This is a genomic window from Psychrobacillus sp. FSL H8-0510, from assembly GCF_038008345.1.
Lineage (GTDB): Bacteria > Bacillota > Bacilli > Bacillales_A > Planococcaceae > Psychrobacillus > Psychrobacillus psychrotolerans.
In genome coordinates this window covers 2,790,408-2,813,258 of record NZ_JBBOYZ010000001.1, presented here as the reverse complement: position 1 = coordinate 2,813,258, position 22,851 = coordinate 2,790,408, and the positions used below count along the sequence as shown (strand labels likewise).

Here is a 22,851-nt window from a genome sequence, read left to right as displayed (position 1 = left end):
AAGATATTTCAATCCTCCGTTTATTTTCTATATAAACGGAGGGTTTTTATTAGTTTAAAAATACTTGGGTTTGTATTGTTTAGGGTGTTTTTTCGTCCTCTTTATTTCTTCTATCAAAGGAAACTGCATAAGCATCATGTCTAAAATGAAGAATCGGATCTTCGGAAAGGTCGATACCTTCTCCCACTATTGTAGGGTCAAACAATAGACTTTCAGTAGGTAGTACCTTTTTATTTATTGTTAAACGCCCTACTAATATCTTTTGCCTATCAGATGGCCATTTATCGGTAGGGTCATCGGTAGGATCTGCTTCTTCCCCTAATCGAATATAGAGCTCAAATCCGACAGAGCCTTTTTCGACTCGCTTCTCTAAGTCCTCGTGTAAATAATTCTTCGATAAATGAATGTTCTCCAAGATAGAAGGGGATTTTTCATCTTTTAAAGGATGCCATTCGTATTTTATAGATTGTCTTTTACCTTCAGCATTAACTAAAAAGAATGCATGAATAGGGTAGTAGTTTAAAGCCGCATAGCTAATCGGAGGTTGCTTTAGCTGTTCCTTAAGAGTGAGCAATGTATTCTTATGCTCTGGAAAGGTTGTCAGAAGCTTAGCCACTCCTAAACCTAAATCTACGGAGTGAATACCAGTTTTATGAGAGCCTAAAATTTTCAGCATATCTATAAAGGTTTTAGGGTCTTTTGTGACGAACATTGGAACTGTTGTACACACTTGATGACTAATAGAACCATCTGGCTGTTGGAAATGGATAGCCATTCCTTTAGCTGGAGATAAGAAATCTGCTGCAGAGGGATCTGGCGGACTATTGGAAAAACGAACGGTAGCAGCTACTGGTTCCTGTTGAAGATGAGGTGCCGTCGTATATGGAATCGCATTTCCGTTTGGAATAAAAGTGGCTTCATAAAATTCGCCTTTTGCATGGGCACGTCGATAACCAGGAAATTTACCTTGAAGTTGTTCTAATGTATTAACGGCATTTTGCGGTAGTGAATTACTCATCCAATCACCTCGTTTTTTTGAATGAAAAGAAAGATTTCATTTATTAATCATTACCACTGAATAAATTACCTAAACAATGAAGTACTAAAAATATGTAAATATAGTATGAAATGGTTAGCTAAGCTGATTTATATCTAAAATATGTTTACTGGAGAAACGGAAAAGTCATCCAATCTAGTTACTTCTATATAAAGATAAGATGAAACTTATATATATTTGGTCCGTAAACGATAATAGGTTTTGTATTTTCGAATTAAAGGTACAATAATACTATAATTATTGAAGAGGTGAGCGAGTTGAAAAAATTATTAGTGCCCATTATTATAGTCGTTGTAATTATTGCGATAATCGCAGGGATATTTATGGGAAGTTATAACGGATTTGTAGACAAAGAAGAAAACGTAAATAATGCGTATGCGCAAGTTGAAAACCAACTGCAACGTAGAATGGATTTAATACCGAACTTAGTTAGTACCGTTAAAGGTTTTGCAGCACATGAAGAAGAAGTGCTTGGAAATATCGCAGATGCACGATCAAGATTGGCAGGAGCGGGTTCACCTGAGGAACAAGCTGAGGCAAATGATGAATTATCGGGTGCTTTGAGCCGATTATTAGTTGTTGTGGAGAATTACCCAGAACTAAAGGCTGATGCAAACTTTAGACAATTAATGGATGAACTTTCAGGTACAGAAAACAGACTTTCTGTAGCAAGACAAGATTATAATACAGTTGTTTCGGATTACAATAAAAAAGTAAAACGGATGCCTGGAAGTATCGTAGCGTCTATGTTTGGCTTCGATGAGAAAGAATACTTTAAATCAGCTGAGGGAGCGGAAGAAGCGCCCGTAGTCGATTTTGAAGGAGATGGAGAGTGATGAAGAAAAGTGCATATGCTATAACATTTGCACTTCTCCTTACATTCCTCTTCCCATTATTAACTTTTGCAGAATCTAATTATCCAGAGCCTTTACCAGGTGAATTATATGTGCAAGACTTCTATGACGTTCTAACAGAAGAGCAAGAACAAGAAATTGAAAGGCTTGGACAAAACCTAGAAAATGCTACTGGTTCGCAAATCGTTGTAATGACAGTAGAGTCTTTAGAAGGTCAGGATGTAGCGACATATGCTGTAGATGTAATGCGAGGCTATGGTATAGGGGATGAAGAGAAGGATAATGGTGTACTTTTTATCTTGGAAATGGATCCTGATAAAGTAGAAGGCCGTGATGTATACATTGGGGTCGGCTACGGTTTAGAGGGAGCTTTACCGGATGGTAAGATTGGTAGAATTTTAGATGATTACACCTTTCCTTACTTAGAGAGTGGGGATGTACCAGGTGCTATTCTTTCGACTTATCAGCTATTATATAATCAGGTAGCTACTGAATACGGTTGGGACGGGGAGTTAACAAGTCCCAAAGGTCCTTCTCCTCTTGTAGGTTCTACAGATGGCGGTGGATCCATGATTAGAACAATTATTGTAGGGGTGGTTGTCATATATATAATTGTTAGTTTAATGTCTGGAGGCGGAGGTAGTTCCGGTTCTGGTAGAAGACGTGGTATTAGTGGTAGAAGTTCCGGTGGTGGCTTTGGAGGTTTTGGCGGCGGTAGCTCAGGTGGTGGAGGAGCAGGTCGTAAGTGGTAAATATTAAAGCAAGTTTCTTAAATAAGGTATAAACTAGAAAAAACCAACAAATTGTTGGTTTTTTTATTCGTTTTCAGCGAATTCCTCTAACATCAGCCTGACTTTTTCATACATCTCAACATGAGATTCTATAGTGATATCGCCAAGGTTTCCAAAGTCAGCACCTGTTGCGAACATTAGCACCCCATCATCGAATATGGTAATTGTATACAACGTATTTCCTTTATCTGCAGCATTTGTTAAGTAAATTTGATAATTATCGATTTGAGGAAGAGCTGCCGACCTCTCCGTACTTTCTTGTTCAGTTGCCGCTTTTATAGGAAGGTCATCAAAGTTTTCCATAATATTATTTATCTTATTGTTGTCCGAAGTACAACCTGATTCAAATTCTACTTTCTCACCTTGGACATTCTTACGAGTATTAAAGCAAAGCGTATCGAAGGAAATATCAATAAGAGGTGTTCTAACATCCTGATTATCTTCCACATATGCAGGGAAGTTTTCAATTTTCTCTTGAAGTTCGATACCTCCACCATCCCTCACACCATTATAACTCTCTATTTTTCCAGGCTCAGATGTAGAAAAGATAAATTCTTCTTTCAATGTATGGAAAACTTTCTGACCTTCGTTATTAGTTAGGGAGACTTCGATAATGGGACGATAGATATTTGGATGCTCTTTTTCCTGTACTACTTTGACATTTTCTAAATGCACTTCGATGCTATTCTCTATAAGACTATAGTTATATTTGAAAATCAAATTCGACGCAATTACATTTTTTAACATGTTCTCAGTAAAATATTCACCATAAATAGTTGAATAATAATCCATTAAATCTGTGTATTTCTTTGATTGTAGAAGTTGGTCGTACTCTTCTTGGTTCTTCGTTTCCGTTACACTTTGGAGGTCCCACCACTCGTCTTGTAAGCGAGCAAGCTCCATATCTGGTCCATTATATTCTCTCTCTAACACCGCTCGTATAATTTTTTCGTTATCGATAGCTTGAGAAGATTGCTCTGTTTCGGAGGGGTTTATATAAGTGAAAATTAGAAAAGAAGCGATTGCGATTATAGCCAATGAAATAAAAGCAGGAATAATAGGGCGTTTTCTTTTTGTTTCCACTTTTGCTTTTAATGCTAGCCAGGTATTTCTTTTTGCTTCTTCTGACCGCTCTACATGTTTCATTTCTGCCAACAGCTTATCGAATTCTTTTGATGGATCCATTTGGGTGACCTCCTTCCTGATGAAACTCCTTTTTCAGTGCCTTAAGTGCTCGTGTCATCTTCATCTTTACTTTAGCTTCTGTCCAACCAAGTATATAAGCGGTCTCTTGAATGGAACACTCTTGTATTTTCCGTAAGAGTAATACTTCTTGGTAGTCTTTTTTTAGGGTATACAGGGAGTTATACATTCTAGCAAGCTGTTCTTTTTTTTCATAACTACATTCGGGCGATAATTCCTTGTTTTCTAAATCATGTTCTTTCTCGAAGGAGAAAAATTGTACGACCCTTTTCCTTCGAAAATAGTCGTAAGTAACATTACGCGCAATTTTTAGTAGCCAAGTAGAAGTGGCAGCTTCTTTGTTAAAGGTGCCAAGTCCTTTATATGCTTTATAAAATGTCTCTTGGGTGAGATCTTCCGCACATTCCTTGTGTCGAACAAGAAAGTATATATAGCTATAAACTTTGTCGCTGTGTTCTTTATATAGCTGTTCTATTTCCATCCTCTGACCTCCCTTATAGCTATAGACGAACGGTGAGTTTAAAAGTATCGTTTTTATTTTCCCTTTAAACTGTTATGAGCGATTTTATTTATTAAAAAGATTATAATAAAATGAATGAAATGATTATTAAAAGGGATGATATAGATGATTGTACATTTTTACACAAGACCAGGCTGTCATTTATGTGATGATGCTAGGCTTATGTTGAAGCTGGTAAGAGAAGACGTAGCTTTTGACATAAAAGAAGTGAATATTGAAGAAGATGATACACTGCATGAAAAATATATGCTGATGATTCCGGTGATCGAGTTGGAAGATAAAATAATTCAATATGGACAAGTAGATTACGCAACTATATTGGAAGCGTTGCTTAGATAATTTTCTAGGCAATCGCAACAACCAACTTCTGATTCGCAACATAGCAGGGCATAATCGCAACAACCAACTTCTAAATCGCAATATAGTAATCCGTAATCGCAACCGATGAACACCCAATCGCAATATAAAGTAGTAGTAGAAGTACTTGAAGCAGCTATAAGTATGTTTGGAAAAATTTCTGGATAAATTTGTGTAGAAATAGGTTTCAAATTCTTGCTATTGGGAATATAGTATTGTAAGCTTAATTTAGAAATTAAATTTTTTTAAGTGCATGGGACAAAAATAGTAACCGTGGGACAAAAACGTCACATGTGGTTGGGATGTGAAAAATGGATTCATTATTACAGGCTCAGTTAAAGTTAATGCCTGAGATGAGCATCTTGCTACAAAAAAGATATCAAATACTTCAAACGATTCAATTGTCTCCTGGTTATGGTCGTAGAGTGATCGGTGACATTCTAGGATTGTCTGAACGAGAAACTAGAAAAGAATTGGACTTTTTGCGCAATAAAGGCTTCATAGAAATATCAAGAGATGGCGCTAGTATAACTTCTAGCGGAAATGATTTATTGATAGAGCTGAAAGAAGTTGTTCGAGAATGGTCAGGTAGATTACAACTCGAAAAATCGCTTGCAAGTTATTTAAATATAAAAGAAGTGATAATTGTTCCGGGAAATGTAGATACTAATACAAACACTGCTTTGCTTCAGTCTCAAGAAGCAGCTAAATATTTGGAAAGTATTCTATCGGATGAGTTCATCATTGCTGTTACTGGTGGTACAACGATTGCTTCCATTTCAAATTATGTTCATCAAACGGACAAGTGGAAGCGACTATTATTTATAGCCGCAAGAGGTGGAGTTGGTAAGGATGTTAGGCTCCAAGCCAATACAATTGCTTCCCTATTTGCAAATAAAATGAATGGTTCATACCGAACATTATATATGCCAGATAGCTTGAGTGAGGAAGCATACTCTACGATGAAAAAAGAGCCATTTATAAAAGAAATGGTGGATTTATATGAACGCACAAACATCATAATTCATGGTATTGGGGATGCACTTGAGATGGCCCGCCGAAGAAATTCAAGTTTAGAGGAAATACAACGCTTGGAAGAAATTGGCGCGGTGAGTGAGGCTTTTGGTTATTACTTTAATAGCCAAGGGGAAGCAGTACACAGAATTCGCACGATTGGCGTTCAACTTAAGCAATTAGAAAATATGGAGCATCTTCTAGCAGTAGCTGGAGGAACTAAAAAAGCAAATGCTCTACTTTCATATTTTAAACAAGCACCAGCTCAAACGGTTCTAGTAACCGATGAAGGTGCAGCACAAGAAATGATGAGAATAATGGAACAAAACAACTAGGAGGAATTTAAAATGACAGTAAAATTAGCGATTAATGGTTTTGGACGTATCGGACGTAAAGTATTCAGAGAAGCTTTGGAACAAAAAGACTTAGAAGTAGTAGCAATCAATGACTTAACGGATGCTGCAATGCTTGCTCATTTATTGAAATATGATTCAATTCACGGTATTTTCAATGCAGACGTATCTTCTGAAGGAGATTACCTTGTAGTAAATGGCAAAAACATTCGCGTGTTCGCAGAAAAAGATCCTTCAGCACTACCTTGGAAAGAAGAACAAGTAGATATCGTAATTGAGTGTACTGGTATTTTCAGCACAACTGAAAAAGCTAGCAAGCATATTGAAGCTGGAGCTAAAAAAGTAATTTTATCACAACCAGCTAAAGATGATATGCCTACATTCGTTATGGGTGTAAATGCTGATCAATACAATCCAGCTACTGATCATGTTATTTCAAATGCATCTTGTACTACTAACTGTTTATCACCAATTGCTAAAGTATTACAAGATCAATTTGGTATCAAACGTGGAATGATGACAACAATACATTCTTATACAAACGATCAACGTATTTTAGACTTACCGCATAGCGATTACCGTCGTGCTCGTGCAGCAGCAGAATCAATGATTCCTACAACAACAGGAGCAGCAGCAGCAGTAGCTAAAGTACTTCCTGAGTTGAAAGGGAAATTAGATGGTATGGCAGTTCGTGTACCAACTCCAAACGTTTCAATCGTAGACTTTGTTGCAGAATTAGATAAAAATGTTACAGCAGAAGAGTTAAATGCAGCGCTTAAATCAGCTTCTGAAAGTGATTTAAAAGGAATTATGGATTATAACGAGCTTCCTTTAGTTTCAAGAGACTATAACGGAAATACAGCTTCCTCTACAGTAGATGGTCTTTCTACAATGGTACTTGGAGATAACTTAGTAAAAGTATTAGCTTGGTATGACAACGAATCAGGATATTCTGCACGTTGTATCGACCTTGCATTACTTATGGCTAAAAAAGGACTATAAGATTTTCGTTTTGACAAGGAAATACACATAATATGAATGTGATTTTACGTGGCGAATCGATAAAATAACCTCTATAATGAAAGAGGGTAAAGGAGCCAGGGATTACCCCTAGCTCCTTTTTTTAACATAATAGATGAATGAGGTGCTTTTATCAGCGCCTGTGCTTTTCATAACATAGAAGGAGGCTTATCTCATGAAGGTAAAACAAACAATGAGCGATGTAGCTTTACAAGGAAAACGTGTATTTTGTCGTGTAGACTTCAACGTACCAATGGAAGATGGGATTATCACGGATGATACTAGAATTCGTGCAGCATTACCAACGATCAATTATTTAATCGAACAGGGTGCGAAAGTAATTCTAGCAAGCCATATGGGACGACCTAAAGGTGAAGTGAAGGAAGATTTACGTTTAACCAAAGTTGGAGAACATTTAGCAAAACTTTTGGATAAGCCAGTGAACAAATTAGAAGGATCTATCGGCGAATCAGTAGAGAAAACAGTTTTAGAAATGAATGACGGAGATGTTGTTCTATTAGAAAATGTCCGTTTCCATGCAGGTGAAGAAAAGAACGATGCAGAGCTAGCTAAATCTTTTGCCAAGCTTGCAGAGATTTTTGTCAATGATGCTTTTGGTGCTGCTCATCGTGCACATGCTACAACGGAAGGTATTGCAAAACTACTACCAGCTGTGTCAGGTCTTTTAATGCAAAAAGAGTTAGATGTATTAGGCAAAGCTTTAGCAGAGCCTGAGCGTCCATTTACTGCCATCATTGGTGGGGCAAAAGTAAAAGATAAAATTGGCGTTATCGATCATTTATTGGACAAAGTAGATAATATCCTAATAGGTGGGGGCTTATCGTATACATTTACGAAAGCACAAGGCCATGAGATTGGAACTTCTTTACTGGAAGAAGATAAAATGGAGCTTGCGAGAGGCTTCCTAGAAAAAGCAAAAGAAAAAGGCGTTTCCTTCCATTTGCCGGTAGATGTAGTAGTTGCAGATGAATTCTCGAAAGATGCAAACACTAAAGTAGTGGACATTGATGCAATTCCTTCCGACTGGATGGGATTAGATATTGGACCAAAAACAAGAGAATTATATGCGGATGTTATTAAGAATAGTAAGCTCATTATTTGGAATGGACCGATGGGCGTATTCGAAATGGATGCATTTGCAGAAGGTACAAAAGCAGTAGCAAATGCAATGGCTGAAACAGCTGGCTATACAATCATCGGAGGCGGCGATTCAGCAGCAGCTGTAGAAAAGTTTAATGTTGGCGAGAAGATGGACCATATTTCCACTGGTGGCGGAGCTTCCTTGGAGTTTATGGAAGGTAAGGATTTACCGGGAGTTTCTGCTTTAAACGATAAGTAATGGAGGAGATGTCATATGCGTAAACCAGTAATAGCAGGGAATTGGAAGATGTATAAAACACTTGCGGAGGCAAAGGAATTTGCACTTCAGTTAAAAGAACAACAAGTGGATGGCACAAAAGTTGATGCAGTAATCTGCGCTCCACCGCTATTTTTAGATCAGCTTGTTGAAGCGACAAAGGGTTCTTTCGTTTCTGTCGGAGCACAAACAATGCACGAGGAAAAAGAGGGCGCTTATACTGGTGAAGTTAGTGGTCATCAGCTACAAGACCTAGGAGTAGAATATGTAGTACTCGGTCACTCGGAACGTCGTCAATATTTCAATGAAACAGACGAATCGGTGAATAAAAAAGCAAAAGCTGCTTTTGAAAATAACCTGACACCAATCATTTGTGTAGGCGAAACTTTAGAGCAACGTGAGCAGAACGAAACAGAAACGATCGTATCTAACCAAGTAATGGCAGCAATTGAAGGGTTAACAGAGGAACAACTAATCCAGTCTATTATTGCATATGAACCTATTTGGGCGATTGGTACTGGGAAAACAGCTACTGCTGACGATGCAAATGATGTCTGCCAAGCAATTCGTGAAACGATACTTGATGGCTACGGTGAAGAAGTGGCGAATAGTGTTCGTATTCAGTACGGTGGTAGTGTGAAACCTGAAAATATTGTAGAGCTTTTATCTAAAGAGCATATTGACGGTGCACTTGTAGGAGGAGCAAGCTTACAAGTAGATTCTTTTGTAAAACTGTTGGAGGCCGGTGCAAATGCCTAAAAGTCCAGTAGCATTAATAATTCTAGATGGTTTCGGCTTGCGTCATGAAACCTTTGGCAATGCAGTCGCTCAAGCCAACAAACCAAATTTTGATCGATATTGGAAAAGTTTTCCGAATGCAACCTTAACGGCGTCTGGAGAAGCAGTTGGCTTACCAGAAGGCCAAATGGGTAACTCGGAAGTTGGTCATTTAAATATTGGTGCTGGGAGAGTGGTATACCAAAATCTAACTCGTATTCACAAGTCAATTCGTGAAGAGGAATTTTTCTTGGAGCCTAAACTTTTAGCTGCCATTGACCATGTAAAGCAAACAGGTGGAAAATTACACTTAATGGGATTACTTTCGGATGGTGGCGTTCATAGTCACTATACGCATTTATTTGCATTATTGAAGCTAGCTAAAGAACAAGGATTAGAAGACGTTTTTGTCCATGGCTTTTTAGATGGACGCGATGTAGGTCCTCGTACAGCCATTGGTTATGTAACGGAAACAGAAGAGAAAATGAAGGAAATCGGCATAGGGAAATTTGCCTCTATTAGTGGTAGATACTATGCGATGGATCGCGATCGTAGATGGGAAAGAGTTTTACTGGCATATAAAGCTATTGTAGACGGTTTAGGAAGAACAGCAGAATCAGCGACAGCTGGTATTTTAGCATCCTATGAAGAAGATATTGTGGATGAATTTGTTGTTCCTTTCGTTATCGAAGAAGATGCAAAGCCTGCTGTAACGATTGATACGAACGATGCCGTTATTTTCTTTAACTTCCGTCCTGACCGTGCTATTCAATTATCGATGGCTCTTAACACACCATCATTTGATAGTATTCCTTTAAGCGACAAGCATCCAACGAATTTAAAATTTGTTACATTTACTCATTATAGTGATGATGTTGTGGCAGATGTGGTATTCGAAAAAGCAGATCTTTACAACACAGTAGGGGAAGTTCTTTCGAAGCATGGCAAAACCCAATTACGTATTGCAGAGACAGAGAAGTATCCGCATGTAACATTCTTCATGAGTGGAGGGAGAGAAGCAACTTTCCCAGGTGAAGAACGTATCCTGATCAACTCGCCAAAGGTTGCTACATATGATTTGCAGCCCGAGATGAGCGCCTATGAAGTTACAGATGCTCTATTGAATGCAATTGCACATGATAAATTTGATGCGATTATTTTAAACTTTGCTAACCCCGATATGGTTGGACATAGTGGAATGCTAGAGCCGACGATTAAAGCTATAGAAGCAGTAGACGATTGTTTAGGTAAAGTGGTCGATGCAATTTTAGCTAAAGGCGGTCATGCAATTATCACTGCCGACCATGGTAATTCAGATGAAGTAACAACGGTGGAAGGGCAACCGATGACAGCCCATACAACCAATCCGGTACCGGTGGTTGTTACAGAGAAGAATGCAACACTAAGAAGTGACGGAATTTTAGCCGATTTGGCTCCAACCATGTTACACTTATTAGGGATAGAAACACCGCCTGAAATGACAGGTAAAACACTAATCGAAACGGAGAGTTAAAAATGCCAATTATTACACAAATTCAAGCACGTGAAGTATTAGATTCACGCGGAAACCCAACAGTAGAAGTAGAAGTATTTACAGAAAGCGGTGGATTTGGACGCGCAATCGTTCCGTCTGGTGCATCTACTGGTGAATATGAAGCAGTAGAACTTCGTGATGGTGACAAGTCAAGATACCAAGGCAAAGGTGTTTTAAAAGCAGTTGAAAATGTGAACAACATTATTGCAGCTGAACTAGAAGAAAACTTCTCCGTATTGGATCAAGTAGAAATTGACCATGCAATGATCGAATTAGACGGAACTGAAAATAAAGGGAACTTAGGCGCAAACGCTATCCTTGGCGTATCAATTGCTGTTGCACATGCAGCTGCAGATTATCTAGACATTCCACTTTATCAATACTTAGGTGGATTCAATGCGAAGCAACTACCAGTGCCGATGATGAATATTGTAAATGGTGGAGAGCATGCGGATAATAACGTTGATATCCAAGAATTTATGGTAATGCCAGTAGGCGCAGAATCATTCCGCCACGCATTACGTATGGGTGCTGAAATTTTCCATAGCTTAAAATCAGTATTAAAAGAAGCTGGATTAAACACAGCAGTTGGAGACGAGGGTGGATTTGCACCTAACTTAAAATCTAACGAAGAAGCTCTTTCTACCATTATGACGGCAATTGAAAAAGCTGGTTATAAACCAGGTGAAGAAGTACTTCTTGCAATGGACGTTGCAGCTTCTGAGTTATTTAACAAAGAAGATGGCAAATACCACTTATCTGGTGAAGGCGTTGTAAAAACTTCAGAAGAAATGGTTGCTTGGTATGAAGAGCTTTGCGAAAAATACCCAATCATCTCCATCGAAGACGGCTTAGATGAAAATGACTGGGCTGGTCACAAATTATTAACAGAACGTTTAGGTAAAAAAATACAATTAGTTGGCGATGATCTTTTCGTAACAAACACGAAAAAATTAGCGCAAGGTATTGAACAAGGTGTAGGTAACTCTATTCTTGTGAAAGTAAACCAAATTGGTACACTTACAGAAACATTTGATGCTATTGAAATGGCTAAACGTGCTGGATATACAGCAGTAATCTCTCACCGTTCTGGTGAATCAGAGGATGTTACAATTGCAGATATCGCAGTTGCAACAAACGCTGGCCAAATCAAAACTGGTGCACCATCTCGTTCAGACCGTGTAGCAAAATACAACCAATTACTTCGTATTGAAGATCAGTTATATGAAACTGCGCAATACTTAGGCAGAGAAACATTCTATAACTTAAAAAAATAATGAAACAAAGCAGTTAGCGAAAGTTGCTAACTGCTTTTTTACTGCTAAATATGCTACTGATTTTCGTTTCAGGTGGACGCTTTCTGTGGGGTGAGCGATGAGCTATCACCGTCGCTTACGCGTCGATGTGATATCTCATCTGTCTCACTCTTCCCACTAGAGTCGCCACCTTTCACTCCAATCAGTTAAGTGAGTAGTACTCCACGAGAAGATGGACCATCGCCTCTCGTTTAGATGATAAGAGTAGTCAAAGTTAATAGAGAGAGAAAACTGTCTACGGGGTTAGGGATACAATTTATTAGGAAAGAAGAAAGTGGATTATCTCTTATATAGTGGAATGAAAGAGAAATAAAAATTGTTCACTAAATAAAGAAGCGAAATAGCGAAAAAAATTGCATCTTCAGGCCCGCGGGATGTGGGTCAGGCAGTCGTTGCATGTCGCGTACTTAGACTGTCATCATCTCTTTACTATGAATAGGATAGTATTTTTTATCTAGTTATCCAAAAATGAACTAACCTGTTTCTAAAAGTTGTAGAAGGACGACGGATAGTCAAAAGCCATAAGATTACCGAAAAAAAGAGCTGTTCGTGACGTCAGTCACGAACAGCTCTATAAAAATTCAAACGGTAATCATATAGCAAAACGTCTGTCCAAAGCCCTTTGGAAACGATAGAAACAGGTTTTGACCTACAAGGACCGGGCATTTTTTTGCCCCAGTTTTTCTTAAATAGAAAGTAAAATTCTACGTTCTATAAAAGCCAGGGATATCAAAACCTAAAGTTTCGCGAGGACTTACTACGTTTAAATACATAAATAAGAAACACCACTTATTCCTTATAAAAAGGAAGAAGTGGTGTTTTATTACTTATACAAATATCAACCAAAGGAGCATAGTGACAATAATTGTTGTAGCACCTTGAAGTAAGGTGGCCATTGTTTGTGCCTTGTATGCATCTGTTACTTTCATTCCACTAAATTGTGTAACTACCCAGAAGTAGCTGTCATTTACATGGCTGACTGTCATTGCACCCGCACCTATAGCCATAACCACTAATGCTAATGGCATCGCTCCTTCAATACCTAATGTAGGCAGCATTGGAGCTATGAGCGAAGATGTTATAACAAGTGCCGCTGTAGAAGACCCTTGCGCCGTTTTAAGTGCCGCTGCTATTAAAAACGGTACTAATAGGAATAATGCTCCTGTTGATAGAGCACCTAAATCCATCTTTTGTAAAATATCGGCAACACCAGAATTCTTGATGACTGTACCGAATGATCCACCAGCACCTGTGATTAATAGAATTGGAGCTGCTTCTTTTAACGCATCACCAATCCAACCAGACAATGTTTTTTCACTAATTTCGGGTAACAATAAGAAGGCTGAAAATACGCCCAATATTAACGCGACAGTTGGTGCGCCTAAGAATTGCAAGAAATGTGTAAAGCCTGATTCGCTACCTGTTAAAGCCGCGACTGAACCAACACCGATCAGCGCTATAGGTAAAACGATTGGAAGAAATGATTTGAATGTAGATGGCATTTTACCAAATGATTTGATAATCTCATCATAGTCAAGTGCCTCTTCCTGATCCGCTTCTACATCAATTTTTGACCCTACTTTTACCGCCCAAATATAACCTACTATAACTGCAGGAATTGCTACTAATAGACCAACTAAAATGATTGTTCCTAGATAGTCTGAAGCCCCGATATTTCCAGCTGCTGCTATTGGCCCTGGAGTTGGTGGAACTAATGTATGTGTCGCATATAACCCAGTGGATAATGCGACAGCCATTGAAGCAACTTTCACTTTGGAACGCTTCGCTAAAGACTTCATCAAACTCGATAGAATAATAAATCCAGAATCACAAAATACAGGAATTGACACGATATATCCGATAATTGACATGGCAAGTTGTGGACGCTTTTCCCCTAAAACTCGAAGTACAACTTCTGCCATACGATAAGCAGCACCGGATTTTTCTAAAATAACGCCTATAATTGTACCAGCAACAATGACAATACCGATACTCGTCATCAGTCCACCGAAACCAGTATTTACATTTTCGACTACTGTTAGTAATGGCATCCCTGAAGCAATACCTACGAAAAAGGCACTAATCAATAATGCTAAAAATGGGTGAAGCTTGAACACCGCCGTTAAGACTACAACTAAGATGACTCCAATTAATATGACTAAAAGTAACACATGATACACCCCTTTTTATTTTTGTAATAACTTAAACATAGTCTCTTTTGTTCTAATCCCTAAAAAATGTTCCGCATTTTCAATCGACTCCTGTTGCGAAACAGAATCATCTGTAACGCTCACTAATAAATCAAAGTGATTAGATAATGCCAAAATACTATCTGAAGCTATAAGACCGGAGATTAATATGACTGGAATATTCTTTGCTTTAGCCACACTCGCAATGCCAATTGGCGCTTTTCCAGAAAGGGTTTGAAAATCTGATTTTCCTTCTCCTGTAATAATAAAGTCTGCGTGCTCAATTTGTTGATGAAAATTAACAGCTTCCAAGACAACTTCAATACCTGGTTTTAATGTGACTGGAAAAAACGCTAAAAATGCACCTCCAAGTCCGCCTGCTGCCCCTGCCCCTGGACGATCATGAAGGGCTATTCCTGTTAAACTCTCTATCTTATTTGCTAGATTTGCTAGATTTTTATCGATTGATTCAACCTGCTCGGGTGTAACACCTTTTTGAGGTCCGAAAATAGCTGTAGCTCCATTTGGCCCTATGAAAGGATTATCTACATCGCATGCAATAACGAAGTGAGAATCTGCTATACGCAAGTCGAATTCAGTTGCATCAATTTCATGAAGGGACTGCAGTGACTCGGCACCATGAGAAATTTCATCTCCAACTTCATTAAGGAATTTCATCCCTAGAGCACGCAGCATTCCAGTGCCGCCATCATTCGTAGCACTTCCTCCAATACCAATAACAAATTTCCGATATCCTTCGTCTAATGCATGTCGGATTAATTCACCTGTCCCAAAAGTAGATGCGATAAGCGGATTTCTTTCATGGTCTAATAGAAGAGTTAACCCTGAGGCTTTAGCCATCTCAATGACGCATGTTTCGCCGTCTCCAAGAATTCCATACTCTACTCGAATAGGACGACCTATTGGATCATTTACCTCCACGAAAACTAGTTTTCCTTCTGTTGCAGAGATAAGCGGCTCTAAAGTTCCTTCGCCTCCGTCTGCAACAGGTAGTAGTACAGTTTCAATTGTTGAATCGAATTCCTTTATACTTCTAACTATTACTTGCCCAGCCTCTGTTGCGGTTAGTGATCCTTTAAAAGAATCAGGACTGACAACGATTTTCACTATAATACCTCCAATTAATAAAGCGCTTACATAGAATTATAATGATAGTTTAAAAGAAATACGTTATACTTAATGTATAAATTTTACTGTATTATAACAGCGCGTTTTTATACTTCGTGGAGGTTCTACTATGATTACAAAACAGCTTGCTGAACAAATTGTTGACCAAACAATGTTGCGACTTCAACGTAATATTAACGTTATGGAAACAAACGGCATGATCTTAGCTTCAGGTGACCTATTGCGTATCGAAAGTATTCATGAAGGAGCTTTAATAGTTGCTCAAACGAAAAAGCCTTTATGGATTACGGAACAGAACAAACATTTATATCCAAAGACAAAGCCGGGAATAAATTTGCCAATATTCTATCAAAATGATTTGGTAGGGGTTATAGGCATTACAGGAGATCCTGAACAAATAGAAGAAATTGCAACACTTGTACAACTCACAACAGAAATGATGGTGCATCAAGCGCTAATTGTATCGGAACGAGAGTGGAAACGAAAAATGCAAGAGATGATTTTTCTAGAGCTTATGAATAACCAAGGCATACAAAAGGTTATGTTCGAAAGGATGACAAAGTTAGGTTTTTCACTAAAACCTCCCTTTTACGCATGGGCAATTGAACTAAATCCAGAATCAGCGTCCTATCAAACTATTTTGCAAGACCTTGAATATTTTTTTCAAAACGACTCAATTTTACTAGGACACTATCAACTGCACGAACATTTTGTCCTTATTTCCGAGATGGAAGAAAAAGAAATGAAAAAGAAATTAACGATGCTCAGTCCTAAGTTGAAAAAATATAAACCTCTTCGACTAGGGGTCGGACAAGTAGTAGAGACACTGGATAGTATTCACTACGCCTATGAAACTGCGAAGGTAGCTTTACAATACGGCAACCCGAAAAACGTTATTGCGTATTTTGAAGACGTAGAACTCTATTCTTTATTCAAAAAAAGAGAGTCATCTGAAGCACAGCACTTTACGAATCGTATGTTAAAAGGATTAAATGATAAACTACTTCATACATTACAAGAGTATTTCAACTGCAACCAACAGCTAGCAATATGTGCGGAGACATTAGAGATTCATAGACATACCTTGACCTATCGTTTAAACAAGATATGCGAAATAACCGGTTATAATCCATCCGTTCTTCAGGATGCTATTACCTTGCAAATTGCATTATGGTTAAAGAAGGATTGAATATTACACTTAGTAAAGTCGGGCAACAAGAAGGGCGGCCCTATGTAAGTCCTTTATATAACTTCTATCAATTGATCAATCTCTTTTTATGAGTTTCTTAACCTAGATTAAATCCAAGCTTTAAGGCTGATGGAGGAAGGTTAGTAAATTCTATGCGAGTGCGAGTAAACAAATTTCAAGCTAATACACAGAGGAGTCAGATTTTTTTAACTAAATATTTTTCCGATAGGTTGTCAATGTTCGTGTTTTTTGGTAAAATTAGATATGTTGTGAACGTTCTTATCAGGAGGTGGAATAAATGCACGCATTATTAATGACTTTACTAGTCATCGTTGCGATCGCATTGATCGTTGTTGTATTGTTACAATCAGGGAAAAGTGCTGGTCTCTCAGGAGCCATCTCTGGTGGAGCTGAACAACTTTTTGGAAAACAGAAAGCTCGCGGTATGGACTTAGTCTTACATAGAGTAACGATTGTACTTGCAGTTCTATTTTTCATATTGACTATTGCCGTAACTAAATTTTAATCCTAATCTATTGATAGGATGATTTTTTCTGGCGAGTGTATTATACACCTAAGCCTTTTTGATAATAAAACAGATGCGAACCGCCTGACCGACTTCTGATTGGTTAGGCGTTTTCTTATACATATGAAATATAAGGCATTATTCGGGCATATTACATTAATTAATGAAATAATTAGTATTGGCGAATAATGTATATAGCTTAATATTGATGGAGGTTTTACATATGCGAATTTCAACTCCTAAGCCATTTTTCTTTGAAGCTGGAAAACGTGCAGTATTGCTACTTCATGGTTTTACAGGGAATTCTTCAGATGTTCGTATGCTTGGACGGTTTTTAGAAAAAAATGGGTATACATCCTTAGCTCCTCATTACAAAGGGCATGGCGTTCCACCAGAAGAGTTACTGGAAACTGGACCACAGGATTGGTGGAAGGATGTCATGCAAGGATATGACCGACTAAAATCAGAAGGTTATGAAGAAATTGCTGTTGCTGGGTTATCTCTTGGAGGAGTATTCTCCCTGAAGTTAGGGTATACAGTACCTGTAAAAGGTATTGTTACGATGTGCTCCCCAATGACGATGAGAACAACTGATATTATGTTTGAAGGTGTATTAAAATATGCAAAAGAATATAAAAAGTATGAAGGAAAATCCGAACAGCAAATAGAAGAAGAAGTAGAGGCTATACGACAAACACCAATGGAGACATTGGCTGAGCTAAGAGAGTTTGTTTACAATGTCCGTGAGCATGTAGATCATGTGTATGCTCCGTTACTCGTAACTCAAGGGAAAAAAGATAAGGTAATCGATATTACCTCTGCAGATTATATATATGAACAGGCAGAATCGTTTGAGAAAAAACTAAATTGGTATGAGAATTCAGGACATGTAATTACACTTGACTCGGAAAAGGAACAATTACACGAAGATATATTAAACTTTTTAGAGTCGCTTGATTGGAATGTGTAAAACAGTCCAAAAGTGCACACGCTGAAAAAGGAGGGATGTTTGATGGAAAATATGAAAGAACAATTACTTGAACTTATGAACACAGAAGAATATAAACCATTAACAACAAAAGAGTTGGAAGAGCATTTTAATCTGGTAGATGCAGATGATTTTAAAGAATTAGTAAAAACACTTGTTCAAATGGAGGAACAAGGTGCAGTCGTTCGCTCTAGATCGAATAGATATGGAATTCCTACACGTATGAATCTAATAGCTGGGAAATTCATTGGGCATGCAAAAGGATTCGGTTTCGTTACTCCAGAAGAGAGCGGAAATGATGATATTTTCATACCACCTACAGAAGTAAATGGAGCAGTCAACGGAGACAAAGTACTTGTACGAGTTTCCAAAGATTCATCTGGAGATCGCCAAGAAGGTGCGATTATTAAAATAACCCAACGCGGCATGACGCAGGTTGTCGGAACATTCCAGGACAATAAAGGCTTTGGATTTGTTATTCCAGACGATAAAAAGGTCCCTATGGATGTGTTTATCGCTAAAGGCGATACATTAGGCGCTATTGAAGGGCATAAAGTAGTCGTAGAAATTACCGAATGGCCAAATGAAAGAAAGTCCGCTACCGGGATGGTAACACAAATTTTAGGGCATAAAAATGATCCAGGTGTCGATATACTTTCTATTATTTATAAGCATGGTATTACGATTGACTTCCCAGAAGAAGTGATTAACCAAGCAGAAGCTGTTCCAGACCAAATTGATGAAAAAGATTTAGAGAATCGCCGTGATCTTCGTGACGAAGTAATCGTTACAATTGACGGAGCAGATGCTAAAGACTTAGATGATGCGGTAACCGTGACGAAAAATTCGGATGGTACATATAAACTTGGCGTTCATATCGCTGACGTAAGTCATTATGTAACGGATGGATCGCCATTAGACCGTGAAGCTTATGACCGTGGAACAAGTGTCTATTTAGCAGACCGTGTTATTCCAATGATTCCTCATCGTCTATCAAACGGAATTTGTTCGTTAAACCCTCAAGTAGATCGTTTAACATTATCCTGTGAAATGATTATCGACGGTTCAGGAATGGTGACTTCACATGAAATTTTCCAAAGTGTTATTCGCACTACGGAAAGAATGACGTATGCAGATGTATACAAAATTCTTGAAGAAAAAGACGAAGCATTAATGGAACGCTATAAAGACTTAGTCCCTATGTTTGAACTAATGGGAGAGCTTGCGGAAGTTCTTCGTACGAAACGTGAAAGACGCGGAGCAATTGACTTCGATTTCCCAGAAGCGAAAATTCTTGTAGATGAAGATGGCTGGCCAACAGATATTGCTATAAGAGAACGTACTGTAGCAGAGCGTCTGATTGAAGAGTTTATGCTTGCTGCCAATGAAACAGTTGCCGAGCATTTTAAATGGATGGACGTACCGTTTATCTATCGTATTCATGAAGATCCAAAGCCTGAAAAACTAGAACGATTCTTTAATTTCTTAACAAATTTCGGGATTGTCGTTAAAGGTACTGGTAACGAAATTCATCCAAAAGCGTTACAGGAAATTATTGAAAACATTGAAGGAATGCCTGAAGAACCGGTTATTTCTACCATGCTTCTACGTTCATTACAACAAGCGAAATACTATTCTGAATGTCTAGGACATTTTGGTTTATCAACCGAGTTTTATACGCACTTCACATCACCAATTCGTCGTTATCCGGATCTAATCGTACATCGTTTGATACGCACATATTTGGTAAATGAAGATGTGTCCCAAGCTACCGTAAATCATTGGGGAGCTATCATGGACGATATTGCAGAGCATACGTCTAAACGGGAACGTCGCGCTGTAGATGCAGAACGTGATACTGATGCACTTAAAAAAGCTCAGTTTATGGCTGACAAGATTGGCGAAGAATTTGAAGGTATTGTTAGTTCTGTAACAAACTTTGGTCTGTTTATCGAACTTCCTAATACAATTGAAGGCCTAGTACATGTTACGAATATGACGGATGATTATTATCGTTTTGACGATCGTCAATTGGCGATGATTGGAGAACGTGGTGGTAAGCAGTTCCGCATTGGTGACGAGGTGACGGTTCGAGTATCTGCCGTAAAACCAGAAGAAGCTTCGATTGACTTTGAAATTGTAGGGATGAAAAAAGCATTCCAACGTACAAGAAGAGAAGCACCAAAAGTTATAAATGCCTCTAAAAGAGCAAGCAGTGGGTCAGGCAGTCGAGAAAAATCGCAGCCAGGACCAGCAAAAGGACCAAAACAGAAACAGAAGTTTTACGAGTCTGTTGCGAAAAAATCACAACGTCGTAAACGTCCAAAGAAAAAATAAGAGAGCGATCACTAAATCGCTCTCTCTCAGTTTTTGAGTTTTGAGGGGTGAATGAAATGGCTAAAAAGAATGAAGACAGGATTCTTGCACAGAACAAAAAAGCAAATCATGATTATTATATTGAAGAAACGATTGAAGCTGGAATTGTATTGCAAGGAACTGAGATTAAATCTATACGTAATGCTAAAGTGCAATTGAAAGACTCCTTCGTACGTATTCGGAATAACGAAGCATGGATTTCGAATATGCATATCAGTCCATATGAGCAAGGGAATCGATTTAACCATGATCCATTGCGTGCAAGAAAGCTATTGCTACACAAGAAACAAATAAGTGAGTTAATCGGTGATACAAAACGAGATGGCTATTCGATCGTTCCTTTGAAGATGTATATGAAAAACGGCTTCGCTAAAGTTTTAATAGGCGTCGGAAAAGGGAAAAAAGATTATGATAAACGCGATGTGTTGAAGAAAAAAGAAGCAAAACGCGATATGGATCGAGCATTTAAAGAGAGCAATAGATAAGAGGATAACCATAACTGGTAGAATGTCTCTCTTGAATTTTGACTATATTTGATGTATAGTTAGGTATGTAACAAAGCTTACATTATTCCATAAACGGGGACGTTATGGATTCGACAGGGATAGTCTGAGCTTGAGTTGCGCGTCGGAGGCTCGGCTCCGTAAAAACGGAACTTATAACAACAGGCAAAACAAACAACAACTTAGCATTCGCAGCGTAAGCTCGGATCTGCTTTATCTACCCATCGCCCATGTGGCTAGGTAAAGCTCAACTTTAGTGGGATACGGTAGCCAGTGCAACTTGAGCTGTCTGCAAGAGATTTCCAAGATAGCGTACACAACGCCCGCTTGTCGGCATAGTGCTACGCGAAACCTAAATAGGCAAGATACACGCGTAGAAGCTTAAGTGTTAGAGTTTCTGGACGCGGGTTCAAATCCCGCCGTCTCCATATAAAAAACTACTATAAACGTAGTGGTATCAACACTTTCAACTCAATAGGGATATACTACGAGATTAAACTTTGCATAAGTTTCCTCTATGTAGTTATATCAAAAAATCAACCTTCTAATCATTGATTAGGAGGTTTTTTTCTATGGGAAGAAAAAGAGGAATATTTTCGGTGGATGTAAATGAGATAGAAATTTCTAAGCAAAATGAAAATATAAAAAAAGATTCTATAACGATTCCTAAAGCATTAACAACAATTTTTCAACAGATGAGAATTGCAGGAAATAGAGAACGTACAATTGACAGTTACAATTACATATTTAATCAATTTGTACAGTTCAACAAGTTGGTATACGTAGAGGATATTAATGCAGATTCAGTTTATAACTATTTGGATTCTTTAGAGGTAGCACAGGCAACCAAACTAATTCGATTAAAATCCATTAAAGCAGTATTAGGTAAGTTTCATAATAATGGTTGGTTGAAGGAAAAGTTTTGGAGTTACATTCAAATAAAAATAGATAAAGAAGTAAAGAAATCAGCAAAAGCAAATGATGTTGATATTCTGCTTTCACTATTAGATAAAAATACCTTCATAGGATTTAGGGATACGGTAGCAATTTTAACATTGTACAGAACAGGTATCAGAATCCGTACACTAGGTGAATTAACAGAACGGCACATTGATTTTGAAAACCTATATCTAAATATGGAAGGCACAATATTAAAGAATCATAAGTTTTTACGTTTACCAATTGACAAAGAACTTGCAAATTTATTGAAAGTTTTAATTGAACAAAATAACCAAATTCGTGATTATTACAAAGTTCAAAATAAGAACATATTTATCACACAAAATGGATTGCCTATAAATGATAGTAAATCATCTAATAACGCAATTTCTAAACAATTACACAAGTATTCCATAAAGTACGACCTACCTAATATAAACGCACACGCTTTAAGAAGGGGTTACGCTACCAATCTATACAACAAGGGAGCGAATATTGCTCTCATATCAAAAGCCCTCTCGCATAGTGATTTGGGGGTAACTACACAGTATTTGGATTTAGATTCAGATCAAGTAGCCACTGATTTACGAGAGTTTTTATAAGCACAAAAAAAGAAGGCAAGGTGTTGACGCACCTGACCTTCTCAACTAAATATGAATCACACTAATGTTCTGACCATAAGTGTATTTATCCTTCATTATACCTAATTTTTTAGGGAGATGCAACAGGGTTTATTAAATGCACCCATTTTTAGTGTAAATCGGTCTAGGTTGCCCACTAACTCGACTTTAAACAAAACTGGAAAGGTTCTCCTACCA

General features: G+C 38.0%; 20 protein-coding genes and 1 other RNA gene. 16 read left to right on the top strand and 5 right to left on the bottom strand.

From position 1 onward, the window contains the following. Window positions 1-79: 79 nt before the first annotated feature. Window positions 80-1,018 (bottom strand): catalase, encoded by a 939-nt coding sequence (locus tag MHI40_RS14265; protein ID WP_340763199.1) that lies wholly within the window; start codon window positions 1,016-1,018, stop codon window positions 80-82. 296 nt (window positions 1,019-1,314) lie between these two features. On the opposite strand from MHI40_RS14265, the gene MHI40_RS14260 reads away from it, so the two are divergent. Together MHI40_RS14260 and MHI40_RS14255 are read left to right on the top strand one after the other, a co-directional pair. After that, complete coding sequence (locus MHI40_RS14260; protein ID WP_093537669.1) at window positions 1,315-1,893, top strand: LemA family protein; 579 nt, start codon at window positions 1,315-1,317, stop codon at window positions 1,891-1,893. Then, window positions 1,893-2,663, top strand: a complete 771-nt coding sequence (locus MHI40_RS14255; RefSeq protein ID WP_340763198.1) for a TPM domain-containing protein — start codon at window positions 1,893-1,895, stop codon at window positions 2,661-2,663. Before MHI40_RS14260 ends, MHI40_RS14255 begins: the two co-directional genes overlap by 1 nt. Window positions 2,664-2,726: 63 nt before the next feature. Here the strand turns inward: MHI40_RS14255 and MHI40_RS14250 are convergent, their stop codons facing one another. Further along, window positions 2,727-3,887 (bottom strand): hypothetical protein, encoded by a 1,161-nt coding sequence (locus tag MHI40_RS14250; RefSeq protein WP_340763197.1) that lies wholly within the window; start codon window positions 3,885-3,887, stop codon window positions 2,727-2,729. After that, the gene (locus MHI40_RS14245) at window positions 3,862-4,386 is read right to left on the bottom strand and encodes an RNA polymerase sigma factor (RefSeq protein ID WP_340763195.1); all 525 of its coding nucleotides are present in this window, start codon (window positions 4,384-4,386) and stop codon (window positions 3,862-3,864) included. The genes MHI40_RS14250 and MHI40_RS14245 overlap by 26 nt, the downstream gene beginning before the upstream one ends. Window positions 4,387-4,530: 144 nt before the next feature. On the opposite strand from MHI40_RS14245, the gene MHI40_RS14240 reads away from it, so the two are divergent. From MHI40_RS14240 to eno, 7 genes are all read left to right on the top strand, one after another. Then, a complete protein-coding gene (locus tag MHI40_RS14240; protein ID WP_340763193.1) occupies window positions 4,531-4,764 on the top strand; it encodes a glutaredoxin family protein in 234 nt (77 codons plus the stop codon). Between the two features lie 329 nt (window positions 4,765-5,093). Beyond that, entirely contained in the window at window positions 5,094-6,131 is a 1,038-nt protein-coding gene (locus MHI40_RS14235) for a sugar-binding transcriptional regulator (protein ID WP_093537674.1), read from the top strand. Between the two features lie 12 nt (window positions 6,132-6,143). Next, complete coding sequence (gene gap / locus MHI40_RS14230) at window positions 6,144-7,151, top strand: type I glyceraldehyde-3-phosphate dehydrogenase (RefSeq protein WP_340763192.1); 1,008 nt, start codon at window positions 6,144-6,146, stop codon at window positions 7,149-7,151. Between the two features lie 211 nt (window positions 7,152-7,362). Beyond that, complete coding sequence (locus tag MHI40_RS14225; protein ID WP_445678342.1) at window positions 7,363-8,529, top strand: phosphoglycerate kinase; 1,167 nt, start codon at window positions 7,363-7,365, stop codon at window positions 8,527-8,529. Window positions 8,530-8,544: 15 nt separating this feature from the next. Beyond that, complete coding sequence (tpiA, locus tag MHI40_RS14220; RefSeq protein ID WP_340763189.1) at window positions 8,545-9,306, top strand: triose-phosphate isomerase; 762 nt, start codon at window positions 8,545-8,547, stop codon at window positions 9,304-9,306. Then, window positions 9,299-10,837, top strand: coding sequence for a 2,3-bisphosphoglycerate-independent phosphoglycerate mutase (gpmI, locus tag MHI40_RS14215; protein ID WP_340763188.1), 1,539 nt, complete (start codon window positions 9,299-9,301; stop codon window positions 10,835-10,837). The genes tpiA and gpmI overlap by 8 nt, the downstream gene beginning before the upstream one ends. A gap of 2 nt (window positions 10,838-10,839) precedes the next feature. Further along, the gene (gene eno, locus MHI40_RS14210) at window positions 10,840-12,135 is read left to right on the top strand and encodes a phosphopyruvate hydratase (protein ID WP_093537679.1); all 1,296 of its coding nucleotides are present in this window, start codon (window positions 10,840-10,842) and stop codon (window positions 12,133-12,135) included. 866 nt (window positions 12,136-13,001) lie between these two features. On the opposite strand, the gene MHI40_RS14205 is transcribed toward eno, so the two are convergent. Together MHI40_RS14205 and MHI40_RS14200 are read right to left on the bottom strand one after the other, a co-directional pair. Next, the gene (locus MHI40_RS14205) at window positions 13,002-14,345 is read right to left on the bottom strand and encodes a GntP family permease (RefSeq protein ID WP_340763187.1); all 1,344 of its coding nucleotides are present in this window, start codon (window positions 14,343-14,345) and stop codon (window positions 13,002-13,004) included. A 15-nt stretch (window positions 14,346-14,360) separates the two neighbouring features. Further along, the gene (locus MHI40_RS14200) at window positions 14,361-15,491 is read right to left on the bottom strand and encodes a glycerate kinase (protein WP_340763186.1); all 1,131 of its coding nucleotides are present in this window, start codon (window positions 15,489-15,491) and stop codon (window positions 14,361-14,363) included. 130 nt (window positions 15,492-15,621) lie between these two features. On the opposite strand from MHI40_RS14200, the gene MHI40_RS14195 reads away from it, so the two are divergent. The 7 genes from MHI40_RS14195 (at window position 15,622) to MHI40_RS14165 (ending at window position 22,635) form a co-directional block, all read left to right on the top strand. Beyond that, window positions 15,622-16,701: a CdaR family transcriptional regulator gene (locus MHI40_RS14195; RefSeq protein WP_340763185.1), complete on the top strand. Its 1,080-nt coding sequence runs from the start codon at window positions 15,622-15,624 to the stop codon at window positions 16,699-16,701. 298 nt (window positions 16,702-16,999) lie between these two features. Continuing rightward, complete coding sequence (gene secG, locus MHI40_RS14190) at window positions 17,000-17,227, top strand: preprotein translocase subunit SecG (protein WP_090566811.1); 228 nt, start codon at window positions 17,000-17,002, stop codon at window positions 17,225-17,227. Between the two features lie 223 nt (window positions 17,228-17,450). Continuing rightward, the gene (locus MHI40_RS14185; RefSeq protein ID WP_340763182.1) at window positions 17,451-18,197 is read left to right on the top strand and encodes an alpha/beta hydrolase; all 747 of its coding nucleotides are present in this window, start codon (window positions 17,451-17,453) and stop codon (window positions 18,195-18,197) included. 42 nt (window positions 18,198-18,239) lie between these two features. Beyond that, on the top strand, window positions 18,240-20,552 hold the full coding sequence (gene rnr / locus MHI40_RS14180; protein WP_340763180.1) for a ribonuclease R: 2,313 nt from the start codon (window positions 18,240-18,242) through the stop codon (window positions 20,550-20,552). Between the two features lie 56 nt (window positions 20,553-20,608). Beyond that, on the top strand, window positions 20,609-21,076 hold the full coding sequence (gene smpB / locus MHI40_RS14175; RefSeq protein WP_093537685.1) for an SsrA-binding protein SmpB: 468 nt from the start codon (window positions 20,609-20,611) through the stop codon (window positions 21,074-21,076). A 95-nt stretch (window positions 21,077-21,171) separates the two neighbouring features. Beyond that, window positions 21,172-21,525: a transfer-messenger RNA gene (gene ssrA, locus MHI40_RS14170) on the top strand. Between the two features lie 141 nt (window positions 21,526-21,666). Beyond that, window positions 21,667-22,635, top strand: a complete 969-nt coding sequence (locus MHI40_RS14165) for a tyrosine-type recombinase/integrase (RefSeq protein ID WP_340763179.1) — start codon at window positions 21,667-21,669, stop codon at window positions 22,633-22,635. Window positions 22,636-22,851 lie beyond the last annotated feature (216 nt).